The following is a 12861-nucleotide window of genomic DNA, read 5'->3' on the forward strand; positions in this document are numbered from 1 at the left end:
ATCGTTCGCGCCTTTCTTACACAGGCCCCACACCGGAGAGGCCAGCGCACTTGGACTCCACTGCCAAAAAACCCCTGCCTTTGGGCGTCACCAACGGCTCCTGGGACACCGAGGATTCGCTCGAGCTGTATCAGGTGCCGCATTGGGGCAAGCACTACTTCAGCATCAACGCCGCCGGCCACGTCGTGGTGCGCCCGGATGGCTCGCCGGATCGCGAGATCGATTTGTATGAAGTCGTCGAAGGACTGCGTCAGCGCGATCTGACCACGCCCGTGGTGGTGCGCTTCTCCGACATCCTGCGTCATCGGCTCAGCCGGCTGCAGAAAGCGTTCGCGCAGGCCATCGCCGAGAACGACTACAAGAACCGCTACACCGCGGTGTTCCCGATCAAGGTGAATCAGCAGCGCCTGGTGGTCGAAGAGGTGTATCGCTACGGCAAGGAATTCGGCTTCGGCCTGGAAGCCGGCTCCAAGCCCGAGCTGCTGGCGGTGATGGCGCTGACCGAAGATGCGCCCGAGCGCATGATCGTCTGCAACGGCTTCAAGGACGACAGCTACATCGAGGCGGTCATCCTCGCCACCAAGCTCGGCCGCACCATCATTCCGGTGATCGAGAACTTCGAGGAGCTGGCGCTGGTGCTGAAGCACGCGCAGAAGTATCAAGTGCGCCCGCGCATCGGCGTGCGTGTGAAGCTGGCGAGCGAAGGCGCCGGACGCTGGCGCGATTCGGCCGGCGAGAAATCCAAATTCGGCCTGTTCGTCACCGAAATTCTCGATCTGGTGAAGGTGCTCAAGGCCAACAACATGCTCGACTGCCTGGAGCTGGTGCACTGTCATCCCGGCAGCCAATTGCAGGACATCCGCAAGGTCAAAGACGCGATCAACGAGCTGGCGCATGTCTACGCCGAGCTCAAGCTGATGGGCGCCGGCCTGAAATATATCGACGTGGGCGGCGGCCTCGGCGTCGACTACGACGGCAGCGGCACCAACTTCGAATCGTCGATGAACTACACGATGAACGAGTACGCCAGCGACGTCGTGTACCGCATCGGCAGCGTCTGCAACGCGCGCGGCATCGACCATCCCGTCATCGTCAGCGAATCGGGCCGCGCCACCGCGGCTCATCACAGCGTGCTGGTGTTCAACGCGCTCGGCTCTTCGTGCCTCGATAAATTCCGCATCTCGGACCGTATCGAAGACGAATACAGCGGCGACAAGGACGAGCTGCCGCAGCCCGTGCTCGATCTATTCGAAGCCTATCGCACGATTTCCGAGCGACGGCTGGTGGAGTGCTATCACGACGCTCTGCAGGCGCGCGAGCAGGCGCTGCAGATGTTCAACCTGGGCTTGCTGAGCCTGGAATTCCGCGGCCTGACGGAACGTTTGTATTGGGCGACCTGCGCCAAGATCCGCGACTACTGCCGCAAGCTGGAGCGAGTGCCGGAGGAACTGGAAGGCCTGGAGCTGATTCTTTCCGATACTTACTTCTGTAATTTCTCGGTGTTCCAGTCGTTGCCGGACAGCTGGGCCATCGACCAGCTGTTTCCCATCATGCCCATCCACCGGCTCGATGAGAAACCGACGCGCAATGGCGTGCTGGCCGATATCACCTGCGACTCGGACGGCAAGATCGATCGTTTCGTCAGCCAGCGCGAAGTGAAGCGCACGCTCGAGCTGCACGAATTGAAACCCGGCGAGGAATATTACCTGGCCGCGTTCCTGGTCGGCGCCTACCAGGAAACGCTGGGCGATTTGCATAATCTGTTCGGCGACACGCACGTCGTGCACATCCGCCTGCACGACGAGGGCGGCTGGTGGATCGAGGAGATCGTCAAAGGCGACACCGCCGGCGAAGTGCTCAGTTACATGCAGTACGACGTGGAGCGGTTGTTTCCACAATTCGCCCGCGACTGCGAACGCGCGGTCCGCGAAGGCCGCATGACGCTGGCCGAAAGCCAGGCGTTGCGCCGTTTCTACGAGTGGGAGCTGAACGGCTATACGTATTTGGAAGGTTGATAACACTCCAGGCCGGGCGGAACCCGCCCGGCCTACCTGCCCTCCTAGTTCGCACCTGCAAAAAAATCCAAAAATCCCGTTGTCAAGTAGGATCATTGCAGTCGCCAAAAGGCTGACGTAGTATCGGCCGCGGTCAGCTGAATACGCATTTCAACCTACAAGAGCGACCTTCGGACATACGCGCTGCATAGCTCGTCTCCTTACCACCGCCATTCCCATGGTTGATTGTCAGCGACCAAGACACGGCGATCGTTCTCTCATCCGGGAGCCCATGAGCTCGTCGGAGGCGATCGTTTGGCTGCAACTTTTGTCTGGCCTCAAAGAGTGATCCTTCGATGACGACGATCTACGTTGGCAATCTGCCGTTCAGCGCCACTGAAACGGACGTTCGCACCCTGTTCGAAAAACACGGCACGGTGCAGTCGGTCAAGTTGGTAAACGATCGCGAAACTGGCCGTCCGCGCGGCTTCGGCTTCGTGGAAATGCCTTCGGGCGATGCCCAGACCGCCATTCAGCACATGAATGGCTTCGACATGGGCGGCCGTCCGCTGCGGGTGAACGAAGCCCGCGAGCGCGAAGCCCGTCCGCCGCGGCAAAACGGCCGCTGGTAACCAGCTCCGACAGCCTGCTGCAACCAGGCTGCCGTAACTGAACCGGTCCGTCTGCCCAGGCCACGCTCCGCAGGGCGTGGCCTGGGTCTGGTTTTGATTGCCACTGTCGCATCCACTATCTTCGCGGCTCGTGAGGTCGCGAGGAGAAGGAATGAGATTGCCCTGCGTCGCCCGGTCGTTCCGTTGGTTCGTGCTGAGCGCGATAATTCTGACTGGTTGCGCGACGACGCCTGCCACCGATCCAGCCACCAACGCCGCGCTCGACACCATCCTTCGCGGTGAGCACCGCGCACCCGAGCAGCGCGCGCGGGATATATACCGCCATCCCAAAGAGACGTTGGAATTCTTCGGCATCCGCCAGGACATGACGGTGGTCGAAGTGTGGCCGGGCGCCGGCTGGTACACCGAGATTCTCGCGCCGCTGCTGAAAGAACGCGGCCAGCTGTATAGCGCCCTGCTCGACCCCGCCGCCGGCGAGTACGCCAGGAGCACGGTCGAGACCTACAAGGAAAAACTGCGGATGCGGCCGGACCTGTACGGCAAAGTGATCATGACGACGCTGGCCGCGCCGCCGGCGAAGAACGAGATCGCGCCCGCCGGCTCGGCCGACCTGGTGCTGACCTTCCGCAATCTGCACAACTGGATGATGTTCGGCTGGGAACGCGACGCCCTCGCCGCCATGCATGCGGCGCTCAAGCCAGGCGGCGTGCTCGGCGTCGTCGCACATCGCGGCGACCCGAAGCTGCCGCAGGATCCCAAGGCTGCCTCCGGTTATGTGAACGAGGATGTCGCGATCCGGATGATCGAAGCCGCCGGCTTCCAACTGGTCGGACGTTCGGAGATCAACGCCAATCCCAAGGACACCAAGGCCTACGAGAAAGGCGTGTGGACGCTGCCGCCCGGCTTCGCCGACGGCGATGCTGAGCGTTACAAACAAATCGGCGAGAGCGACCGCTTCACGCTGAAGTTCGTGAAGAAGGCGTCATGAAACGCGTCCTGACTGCGGCGCTGCTCGGTTGCCTGCTCAGCACCCTCGCGCACACCGCCGAAGAGCCAGTGGCGCCGACGCCGGCGCCCGCGACCATGGAGGGCTCGGAAACGCTGAAGCCCAAGGGCCGCCTGCGCCTGCTCGGCAGCGAAGTGCCGCCGGGCACGCGCAAGAAACTCACTTGGACCAGCGGCCAGGCGATGGAAGGTTTCGTCTCGCCCGTGCCGGTGTTCGTGCTCAACGGCAAAGGACCCGGGCCGGTGTTGTGCCTGACAGCCGCCGTGCATGGCGATGAGTTGAACGGCATCGAAGTTGCGCGCCGCGTGCTCGACGACATCGACGTCGAAGAATTGAATGGCGCGGTCATCGGCGTGCCCATCGTCAATATCCAGGGTTTCTATCGCGGCGCTCGCTACCTGCCCGACCGCCGCGATCTGAATCGTTACTTCCCCGGCAATCCGAAAGGCAGCGCCGCCACGCGCATGGCGCACTCGTTCTTCACCGAAGTCGTGAAGAATTGCTCGGCGCTGATCGACCTGCACACAGGCTCGCTGAATCGCACCAACCTGCCGCAAGTGCGCGCCGACCTGCGTCTGCCGCAAGTGTCCCGCATGACCAAAGCGTTTGGCGCGACGGTCGTTCTGCACAGTGTCGGCGAACGAGGTTCGTTGCGGCGGGCAGCGACCGAAGCAGGCATTCCTTCGGTGACGTTCGAAATGGGCGAGCCGATGCGCGTGCAATCCGAGCAGGTCGAGCATGGCGCCAAGGCGGTGGAAACATTGCTGTACTCGCTCGGCATGACCAAGCAGCGCCGCTATTGGGGCGATCCGGAGCCGGTGTACTACGCCTCCAAATGGGTGCGCGTCGATCACGGCGGCATCCTGTTCTCCGACGTGGCGCTCGGCGAGCGGGTCAGCGAAGGCGAGTTGCTCGGCGTCGTCACCGATCCGATCTCGAATCAGCAGCATCGCATCTACGCGCCCACCAGCGGCCGCGTGCTCGGCATGGCGTTGAATCAGGTCGTGCTGCCGGGCTTCGCGGCCTATCGCATCGGCACCGCCACCACGCCCTCGAAGATGTCCAAACAAAGCGCCGAAGATGCCGCCGAGGACGACGAGTCGGCGCCGCCCACCGAAGAAGCCGATCCTCCGCCAGGGTAGGGGCCTGCTAACACGCCATGAGCATCGAGAAACTCACCCACATCTTCACCGGTCGCGCCATCACGGTGAACGTCGAGGAAGTGCGACTGCCGAACGACCACCTCGCGACGCTGGACATGGTTCATCACCCCGGCGGCGCCGCCATCATGGCGCTCGACGACGCCGGCCGCGTTTGCCTGGTGCGGCAATATCGTCATGCGGCCAACGGCTACATCTGGGAATTCCCGGCCGGCAAGATCGACAACAAGGAACCGCCGCTGCAGACCGCGCAGCGTGAGCTGGAAGAAGAGGCCGGCCGTCGTGCGCGCGAGTGGCGCAGCCTCGGCGACTTCCTGCCCTCTCCCGGTTTCCTGACGGAAGTCGTGCATTTGTTTCTGGCCACCGATCTGACCGAGGTCGCCAACCGGCTGGAAGCGAGCGAAGTGCTCGAAGCGCATTGGCTGCCGTTCGAGCAAGCGATGCAGATGGCGCAGTCCGGCGAGCTGCGCGATGGCAAGACCCTGGCGGCGCTGCTTCGAGCCGCTCCTTATGTGCAAACACGGGAGCCATGACTGTCGGTATTTTTAGCGCATTTGCAGCACTGTCGATGGTCATGACAGTCAAGGATGCACATCCGGCACTCACATCACACTTTTGCAACTTGCCCGCGGTTGTGCGAAGCAATTCAATAACGGCACCCGTCCAAAGGGATACGAGGACGTGGAATTCTCAACAGGGCCGGAAGGAGCAAGCCTCCCGACGGGAGATGGAGACGCGGAGTTGAATGACGATTTGAAGAAACTGGGTTTCCGACTGCGGCCTCGAGTGGTCGAGCCGAAGCAGCCGGGCCGCATTGCCTTCGACGAGCGGGGCAATGCCGTTTACGAGTGGAAGGACGATCGCTTCACCGAAGACGGCGAGGAAGGCGAGCGCGCGCGCCGCAAGGCCCTCGATCACCCCGGCCTGTCGTTCGTGGAAGAAGAGCAGCCGGCCAACTCGATCCAGAACAACGCCAAAGGCACGCGCCTGGGCTACAACCCCTACGAGAGCGGACTTTTGAAGCGCAAGCCGGCCGCCCCGAAGCGCGACCTGCGCGAGCTGTCGAAGTGGATCGAGCTGAAGAAGAAGGTCGGCAACAACAGCGGCGAGTGAGCCTCACACCGCGAGTTGCCTGATCTTCTCCTGATGTCCGCAACGGAAGAAGCGGCGTAGCTCGGCCAGCCACTTCTCCGGTTGCGAGCGCCGCGGATGCAGATAGCGCTGATCCAATGAGCGGCAATAGCGCGCCGCGTGCCGATTGGCTTCTTCGTAGCGACGCCGGCTGATCTCATCCAGCTGCGGCAGGAAACTCACCCCGTTGAACATCCTTGCATGCAACGCGCCCGGGAACGCGCCCGCGCGTTGCTGGGTGATCAAGGCGAGCGCCGTGGCGTACTTGTCCACTTCGGCCTGCAGCTCCAGCTCGAGCAGCGACACCGGCCGGCCGCGCGCCAGACTCCAGATCAAGTAGTGAAAGTGACTGACGCCTTCGAGCGCCGTGCAGAAGTCGTGCAGGTTGCCTTCGTCGAGCGCGTTCAGCGGATCCTGACGTTCCAGGCGGTCGAGCACCCGCTCATCGATGAACAGGCCGATGCGCACGTCGCCGTCTTCCTGCACCACGAACACCTGCTCGTCGCTGAGCGGCCCGCGCTGATCGCCGACCACTTCACGCAGCCGTTGCGGGTCGCTGATCAAAAAATCTTCGGCGTCGTGCTCGACGGGAGCGTCGTACAGTCGGGTCAGGAGCGACTGCATACGACGCAGCAGCATGTCAGTGCTCCTTTCTCCCGGCATTCACTGGCGCGACACCGAGACGCTGCAGGATCGCGAAGGCGCGCGGACTGCCCGTCTTCAGCCAGATCTCGTAGAGCCGCAGGATGTCCTTGTCGGTATGCTGATATGCCATCTCGGCCACATCGTTGAGCACATCGACCAGGCTCTGAAACTTTCTTGCGAGCTCCAGGAACACCGTCGCGAATGCCTGGCCACGGATCGAGTAGCGCATATTCTCGGCGAGCGTGCCGTACGCGCGGCCGCCCATCGCGATGTGGTAATCGATGTCGACCAGTTTGCGCGCGAAACTTTGCGCGAAGAAGCCAGCGATGAACAAAGAAACATCGCCCAACCGACGCAATGCCTCGTCACGCTGCTGACTGGATTGCGCGGCCGAGGCATCCGCCAGCATGTGCGCCAGCGGCTTGAGCCGGACGCCTTCGGGCGTCCTTTCGTAGAGCTCTTCGGAGCGCGCAAACATGGTCAGCACGTTAACGACGTAGTGCTCGGTGTGATCGTCGACAGCCACGCGTTGATTGCGTAGCGCCTTCTGCACCGAGTCGTGAAAGAACTCGCGCAGATTGGGAACCGCAACTACCGTTCCTGAGCCATCGTCGCTCATCGCTTTGGCCCTCGTGCATGACCCTTGTACTAAGAGATCGGCAAGAGTCGTCGAGAATTTAACCCTCTAGCGTTAGATACGGTTCCCAGGGGCAAGTTCGCAATCAGACTTTGGATGGATGTGGCGAAATTTGTGAGAAAGTTCCCTTAGCACTCGCCGGCAATGTTTGCTAATTATCTCGCCAGCCTGCCGATGCTCAGCCCGACCACGAGCGAGCCGATCGCCTTGCCACTATCGAGCACGGGCACCGCGACCTGCAGCTGCTGCAAGCCGGAGGACTCGTCGACCTCCACCTCGCCCTGCCAGGTCTTGCCGCTCATCGGCAGATCGTGTTTCGGCTTGCCCCGATGACTCCAGTTGGTCGGCTTGCCGAGGAACGCAACCTTGCCGCCATCCGCGCCCGAAAGAAACGCTTCGGAGACGACCTCGCCCCGCCTGGTCTTGAGCACTTGCGCCGCCGGCGTCTTGGTGAGGCCGCGCACGAACGGATCGATGACGCTGGTGTTGGTCCACCTGGCCTGATCCATCGACGCCGCCTGCGGCGACTTGCTGGTGTTGTACTCCTTCACCGCGCTGACGATGGCCGGATCGGCGGCCCAGGCTTTCACTTCCTTGATCTTCGCGGTCACACTCGCTTGCAGCGCCGGATCGAGATCCGAGGCTGCGGCGACTTGCGACAGACAAAGCAGCGCCGCCAGCATCGAGCCGGCGAACGCCTTGACGTTGATCGTTCTCATGGCCCTGCCAATCAAAACTTGGTGTTGAAATCGAGCATGAGCCGATCGAAGTCGTACTCGGTGCCCACGTCCTTGTTGTTCGCGTTCTTGAAGTACGTGGCGTTCAACACCCAGTTCTTCGCCGGCGCATAGCCAGTGCGCAACACCCAGCCGTCGGAGTCCGACACGCCGCCGCCGAAATCGGAGTCGATGTGTTGGGCGAACAGCGCATCCTTCTCGATCAGCTGATACGCGAGGCCGGTTTCCCACGTGCCTGGGTTCGACGCCTTGCCGACCATCGTGCCCATGGTGAATGCGGTGTCGTATTCGGCGTCGAGGTTGCGCGCGACCTCGGCCCACACCTGGAACGGCACATCGCGCAGCTTGAAGTTGTACTCCGTCATCAGGTCCACGACCTGGAAGTCGTACGCCAGACCGCCACTGGGGTTGAGCGAGTTGCCGTTCGGGGAATTGTTATAGAACGGGCGACGGCGTTCGGCGGCGGCGAGGTCGTAGTAAGAAGCCGCGACCACCAGGTTGTTGCCGCCGAGATCGAAACGATTGCCCAGCTGCAGGCCATACATCTTCGTGTCGGTGGTAGTGCTCGTCGTGGCGGTGCTCTGCACGTTCTCTTCCAGCCAATAGCTCCACGCCGAGCCGAACATCGAGCCGACGCTGTAGGTCAGCGCGATGCCTTCGGGATTGATGTCGTTGTCCCAGAACAGACTCTGGCCGGGCCGCACGAACGGCATCTTCATCTTGCCGGCGATGAAATGAGCGTCGTCGGCAAACGTCCAATCGAAATAGGCGAGATCGAGATACAGCGACTTGCGCGAGAACGCGCCGTCGAGCTGCACGTTCCCGCCGCGCGGACTGCCGGAAGTCACGATGCCAACGGCGGCGACGATGTTGTCGTTTACTTTTGCTTCCACACCGAGACGTGCGCGCAGCAGATCTTCTTCGCGCTTGGCGCTGGCACTGTCATCGTCGGTCTGTTGATGACGGTAACGAACGTCGCCCTTGAGCACGACGCGGCTCGGCCAGTCCGCGCCTTTCACGGCGGGCACTGCCGGCTTCATGTCGGCCGCCCGATTGGCGGCGTGGGCCACTTGTTTGCTGACCTGTTCGGTCTGCGCCTTGAGCTGGTCGTTCTCGGATTTGAGCGAGTTGTTTTCGGCTTCGAGCTTGTCGACTCGCTGCATGAGACTTTGCAACTGCGAGCGGATCTGCGCGAGCTCATCGTTCGAGGCTGCGTGCGCCGCCGAGCCCAAGCTCAGAGCAGCGGCAACGGCGGCCGCGAGGAGCGGATTCTTCACAAGGTTCTCCGGTAAGGGACGATGTATGGCCGTCGTGCCGGGACGTCACGCGTCCGTCACACGACTGCAACATTGCGATGGTTACCGGCCTGCAGCACTGCCGTTATGCGATTTCGCCTGATGCACCCCTACGGCCGGGCCGGGCAGTGACCGTTATGTGAACCTGCTCCCAAGCGGTTTGTGACGTACCTCTCCAAAAAGAAAAACCCCGAGGTATTGCTACCTCGGGGTTCTTCACAAGCGAAGCTAGCTTCGTTGTTGGCGCCGCTTACCAGCGGCCGCCACCGCCGCCGCCGCCGCCCGGGCCACGGGGGCCACGGCCACCGCCGCCGCCACCACCGCCCTGACGCTCCTGCGCTTCATTGACGCGCAGCGGACGGCCACCCATGTCCTTGCCGTTCAAGGATTGAATGGCGCGCTGTGCGTCGGCACGCGGCATTTCCACGAAGCCGAAGCCGCGAGGACGACCGGTTTCACGGTCGTTGATCAGGGCGACGGACTCCACGGTGCCGTGCTGTTCGAACATCTGGCGAACCTGGTCCTCGTTCGCCGAGAACGGCAGGTTACCCACATAGATCTTTGTCATAGCGATACAGTCTCTCTGAAAAAGCCTCGAGCGCGATCCCCCTGCTGGGAAATATCATCACTGCGAGGCCTGGTTACATTCGGGCTCCGCCCCTGCACTCCCCCAGTCGTTCCTGACGCAGAAGTCATGCGGTTTAGGTTCCCAGGCCTACGTTCGCGGTCTCGTCGGATTTTTCAGAAGTTGGCCGAAAAAAGGGTCTTCAATGACCCGGCTGGCCAAGCCAGAGAAAAAAGCGGGCAAAGGCACAACGAACGGCGCGGAATGTACGCCAATCAAAGAGTCAAGGCAATCGGCGACAAAGCCCGCAGGTCCTTGAAAATAGGGATACAACGGCGAATGTATCGGGCGCGCAGCGCACCGTAATGCGCGCCCCGGCGCGGGGCCTTGGTTAGCGCCGCAGCCCCAACAGGGTGCCGAGCTCATGCAATGTTCGCACTGTATGCACCGGCGCCCCGAACTCGGCCGACCATGCGAAGTCGCCGCGATTGATCCAGACCGGATGCATACCGGCGGCCCTTGCCCCGACTACGTCCAGGGCCGGATCGTCGCCCACATACACAACCTGTTGTGGTGTCAGTCCGGTTCCTTCAATTACCTTGTGGAACAGGAGCGGATCCGGCTTCAACGCACCGACCTCCCGGGCGGCCAGGCAGCGCTCGAAATAATGCGCCAGACCGATGCGTTTTAGATCGGCGTTACCGTTACTGGCGGTAAACAGACGGAAGTGCGGCTTGAGCCAGTCCAGGCCCGGCAGCACGTCGTCGTACAGCACCACTTCGTTGCGCGCCTGGAGGAAAGCCTCGAACGCCTCGTCGGCCATGGCCTCGGCGTAACCGAACTCCCGGGCATGATCGGCCAGTGTCTGCCGGCGCAAAAAAGTAAAGTCATGCGCCATTTGGGGGTAGGCCTGCGCAGTCTCCTGGCGAGCTTTGCGCAACATCTCGACCGTCATGGCGGCGGTCACGCGGGGGTACTTGAGGGCTAGAAAATCGTACATGGCCTGTTCGGCCCGCTCGATCACCGGCATCACGTCCCAGAACGTGTTGTCCAGATCGAAGCAGACCGCGCGGACGCCCGACAGGTCGCCCGCCATCACGCCGCCACCGCACGAACCGCCGCGAGGCCGCGCTCGAGATCGGTTTGCAGATCGCGCACGTCTTCCAGACCGACCGAGATGCGGAGCAAACCTTCCGTAATGCCGGCGCGCTCGCGCTCCGCGGGACTGATTCTCGAATGAGTGGTCGTCGCCGGATGAGTGATGGTGCTCTTGGTGTCGCCGAGGTTCGCAGTGATCGAGAGCAACCGCGTCGCGTCGACGAACGCCCAGGCGCCCTTTCGGCCCTGCTCGACATCGAACGCGATAATGCCGCCGAAGCCGCTCTGCTGCCGCTTCGCGAGCGCATGTTGCGGGTGCGACTCCAACCCCGCGTAGTACACCTTGCTGACGCCCGGCTGCACTTCCAGCCAACGGGCCAGCTGCAACGCGGCGGCGGAATGCGCCCGCATGCGCAGTTCCAATGTTTCCAACCCCTTCAGGAACACCCAGGCATTGAACGGGCTCATGCTCGGCCCGGCGGTGCGCAGGAAGCCGAAAATATCCTTGCCGACCAGTTGTTCGTTGCCCAGCACCGCGCCGCCCACGCAGCGCCCCTGACCGTCCAGATATTTGGTGGCCGAGTGGATCACCAGATCCGCGCCCAGCTCGAACGGTTTCTGCAATGCCGGCGTGCAAAAACAGTTGTCGACGATCAACAGCACGCCGCGCTCGTGCGCGATATCGGCGATGGCGCGAATGTCCGCGATGACCGAAAGCGGGTTCGACGGGGTCTCGAGGAAGAACAACTTGGTGTTGCTCTTGATCGCGCGCCGCCATGCCTCGCTGTCGTCCGGACGCACATAGGTGACTTCGACGCCGAACTTCACCAGGTACCGATTGATCAGCGCGATGGTCGAGCCGAACACGCTGTCGGAACAAACGATGTGATCGCCCGCCTTCATCAGCGCCATGCAGGTCGCGAGAATGGCCGCCATGCCGGAGCCGGTCGCGACACACGAGGCCGCGCCTTCCAGCGCCGCGAGCCGCTCTTCGAAGCAGCGCACGGTGGGATTGGTGAAGCGCGAATAGATATTGCCCTTGACGCTCTCGTCGAAGCGCGCGGCGGCATCGGCGGCGCTCGCGAACACATAGCTCGACGTGGTGAAGATGGGCTCGGAATGCTCGGCTTCGTGGGAGCGGCTCTGGCCGGCGCGGACCGCGAGCGTGGCAAGGTGATGTTCAGTCATGGTCAACGAGGGTTTAATAAATCTCGGTGGACGGGATGCGGGGCGTGCCGCATTCTACTCAACCCATGCTTACTCTCGTCATCGGCAACAAGAATCTCTCCTCCTGGTCGCTGCGCCCCTGGCTGGTGCTGAAGCATTTCGGCGTGCCGTTCCAGGAAGTGAAGCTGCCGCTCGACACACCTGAATTCCAGCGCGACATCGTCAAGTATTCGCCGACGCGGCGCGTGCCGCTGCTGATCGACGGCGAGCTGAAGATCTGGGACTCGCTGGCCATCGCCGAGTACCTCAACGAGCGGCTTCAGGGCCGCGCCTGGCCGTCCGATCCCAGCGCCCGGGCGCTGGCGCGTGCGGTCAGCGCCGAGATGCATTCAGGCTTCGCGGCCTTGCGCACTAACTGGCCGATGAAGGCGATCGGTACCGCGATCGTGCCGCTGCCTCCGCAAGGCATCGACGATGTGAATCGGGTTCAGCAGCTGTGGCACGAGTGCCGTTCGCAATATGCGCAACGTGGGCCGTGGCTGTTCGGCGAGTACTCGATCGCCGATGCCATGTACGCGCCGGTCGCCGTGCGTTTCCGCCACTACGGCTCGAGGTTTTCCAGCCCCATCGTCGAGGCGTACCAGCAGCAACTCCTCCAGGATCCATACATGCAGGAGTGGATCGCCGAGTCCCAGGTGGAAGTGGACACGGGCTTCGGCACTTAACCGAGTCGGTAAATAACGCTCAGCTCGCAGCGCTGCCGACGACAGGCCGCGCGACGGCGATTGCAGAAT

The 12861-nt window shown here is 62.5% G+C and carries 14 protein-coding genes; 7 read left to right on the forward strand and 7 right to left on the reverse strand.

The window, feature by feature from the left end; all coding sequences use genetic code 11:
* The first annotated feature begins 50 nt into the window (after nucleotides 1-50).
* From speA to GYH35_RS18745, 6 genes are all read left to right on the forward strand, one after another.
* Nucleotides 51-2015 carry a biosynthetic arginine decarboxylase gene (gene speA / locus GYH35_RS18720; protein ID WP_202624410.1) on the forward strand — a complete coding sequence of 655 codons (1965 nt, stop codon included), beginning with the start codon at nucleotides 51-53 and terminating at the stop codon, nucleotides 2013-2015.
* A gap of 335 nt (nucleotides 2016-2350) precedes the next feature.
* On the forward strand, nucleotides 2351-2626 hold the full coding sequence (locus tag GYH35_RS18725) for an RNA recognition motif domain-containing protein (RefSeq protein ID WP_161812997.1): 276 nt from the start codon (nucleotides 2351-2353) through the stop codon (nucleotides 2624-2626).
* A 151-nt stretch (nucleotides 2627-2777) separates the two neighbouring features.
* Entirely contained in the window at nucleotides 2778-3614 is an 837-nt protein-coding gene (locus GYH35_RS18730) for a class I SAM-dependent methyltransferase (protein WP_161812996.1), read from the forward strand.
* Nucleotides 3611-4774: a succinylglutamate desuccinylase/aspartoacylase family protein gene (locus tag GYH35_RS18735; RefSeq protein WP_161829220.1), complete on the forward strand. Its 1164-nt coding sequence runs from the start codon at nucleotides 3611-3613 to the stop codon at nucleotides 4772-4774. Before GYH35_RS18730 ends, GYH35_RS18735 begins: the two co-directional genes overlap by 4 nt.
* Nucleotides 4775-4791: 17 nt before the next feature.
* Entirely contained in the window at nucleotides 4792-5325 is a 534-nt protein-coding gene (locus tag GYH35_RS18740) for an NUDIX hydrolase (protein WP_161812994.1), read from the forward strand.
* A gap of 208 nt (nucleotides 5326-5533) precedes the next feature.
* A complete protein-coding gene (locus GYH35_RS18745; RefSeq protein WP_161812993.1) occupies nucleotides 5534-5905 on the forward strand; it encodes a hypothetical protein in 372 nt (123 codons plus the stop codon).
* A gap of 3 nt (nucleotides 5906-5908) precedes the next feature.
* On the opposite strand, the gene GYH35_RS18750 is transcribed toward GYH35_RS18745, so the two are convergent.
* The 7 genes from GYH35_RS18750 to GYH35_RS18780 all read right to left on the reverse strand — a co-directional run bounded on the left by GYH35_RS18750 (nucleotide 5909) and on the right by GYH35_RS18780 (nucleotide 12088).
* Complete coding sequence (locus GYH35_RS18750; protein WP_161812992.1) at nucleotides 5909-6562, reverse strand: hypothetical protein; 654 nt, start codon at nucleotides 6560-6562, stop codon at nucleotides 5909-5911.
* A gap of 1 nt (nucleotide 6563) precedes the next feature.
* Nucleotides 6564-7187: a hypothetical protein gene (locus GYH35_RS18755; RefSeq protein ID WP_202624411.1), complete on the reverse strand. Its 624-nt coding sequence runs from the start codon at nucleotides 7185-7187 to the stop codon at nucleotides 6564-6566.
* A gap of 173 nt (nucleotides 7188-7360) precedes the next feature.
* A complete protein-coding gene (locus tag GYH35_RS18760; RefSeq protein ID WP_161812991.1) occupies nucleotides 7361-7924 on the reverse strand; it encodes a hypothetical protein in 564 nt (187 codons plus the stop codon).
* A gap of 11 nt (nucleotides 7925-7935) precedes the next feature.
* Nucleotides 7936-9219, reverse strand: coding sequence for a putative porin (locus GYH35_RS18765; RefSeq protein ID WP_161812990.1), 1284 nt, complete (start codon nucleotides 9217-9219; stop codon nucleotides 7936-7938).
* A 268-nt stretch (nucleotides 9220-9487) separates the two neighbouring features.
* Nucleotides 9488-9805: an RNA recognition motif domain-containing protein gene (locus GYH35_RS18770; RefSeq protein WP_129642200.1), complete on the reverse strand. Its 318-nt coding sequence runs from the start codon at nucleotides 9803-9805 to the stop codon at nucleotides 9488-9490.
* A gap of 388 nt (nucleotides 9806-10193) precedes the next feature.
* Nucleotides 10194-10898, reverse strand: coding sequence for an HAD family hydrolase (locus GYH35_RS18775; protein WP_161812989.1), 705 nt, complete (start codon nucleotides 10896-10898; stop codon nucleotides 10194-10196).
* A complete protein-coding gene (locus tag GYH35_RS18780) occupies nucleotides 10898-12088 on the reverse strand; it encodes an O-succinylhomoserine sulfhydrylase (RefSeq protein ID WP_161812988.1) in 1191 nt (396 codons plus the stop codon). The genes GYH35_RS18775 and GYH35_RS18780 overlap by 1 nt, the downstream gene beginning before the upstream one ends.
* A gap of 65 nt (nucleotides 12089-12153) precedes the next feature.
* On the opposite strand from GYH35_RS18780, the gene GYH35_RS18785 reads away from it, so the two are divergent.
* Nucleotides 12154-12792, forward strand: a complete 639-nt coding sequence (locus GYH35_RS18785; RefSeq protein WP_161812987.1) for a glutathione S-transferase family protein — start codon at nucleotides 12154-12156, stop codon at nucleotides 12790-12792.
* Nucleotides 12793-12861 lie beyond the last annotated feature (69 nt).

This window comes from Steroidobacter agaridevorans, from assembly GCF_009932555.1.
In the GTDB taxonomy this organism is placed as follows: domain Bacteria; phylum Pseudomonadota; class Gammaproteobacteria; order Steroidobacterales; family Steroidobacteraceae; genus Steroidobacter; species Steroidobacter agaridevorans.

Excerpts from the sequence above, each read along its gene's own strand:
- GYH35_RS18770 (WP_129642200.1), bottom strand. The coding sequence starts at position 9,805 with ATGACAAAGATCTATGTGGGTAACCTGCCGTTCTCGGCGAACGAGGAC.
- GYH35_RS18750 (WP_161812992.1), bottom strand. The coding sequence starts at position 6,562 with ATGCTGCTGCGTCGTATGCAGTCGCTCCTGACCCGACTGTACGACGCT.
- GYH35_RS18780 (WP_161812988.1), bottom strand. The coding sequence starts at position 12,088 with ATGACTGAACATCACCTTGCCACGCTCGCGGTCCGCGCCGGCCAGAGC.
- GYH35_RS18740 (WP_161812994.1), top strand. The coding sequence starts at position 4,792 with ATGAGCATCGAGAAACTCACCCACATCTTCACCGGTCGCGCCATCACG.
- GYH35_RS18735 (WP_161829220.1), top strand. The coding sequence starts at position 3,611 with ATGAAACGCGTCCTGACTGCGGCGCTGCTCGGTTGCCTGCTCAGCACC.
- GYH35_RS18725 (WP_161812997.1), top strand. The coding sequence starts at position 2,351 with ATGACGACGATCTACGTTGGCAATCTGCCGTTCAGCGCCACTGAAACG.
- GYH35_RS18775 (WP_161812989.1), bottom strand. The coding sequence starts at position 10,898 with ATGGCGGGCGACCTGTCGGGCGTCCGCGCGGTCTGCTTCGATCTGGAC.
- GYH35_RS18755 (WP_202624411.1), bottom strand. The coding sequence starts at position 7,187 with ATGAGCGACGATGGCTCAGGAACGGTAGTTGCGGTTCCCAATCTGCGC.
- GYH35_RS18760 (WP_161812991.1), bottom strand. The coding sequence starts at position 7,924 with ATGAGAACGATCAACGTCAAGGCGTTCGCCGGCTCGATGCTGGCGGCG.
- GYH35_RS18785 (WP_161812987.1), top strand. The coding sequence starts at position 12,154 with ATGCTTACTCTCGTCATCGGCAACAAGAATCTCTCCTCCTGGTCGCTG.
- GYH35_RS18730 (WP_161812996.1), top strand. The coding sequence starts at position 2,778 with ATGAGATTGCCCTGCGTCGCCCGGTCGTTCCGTTGGTTCGTGCTGAGC.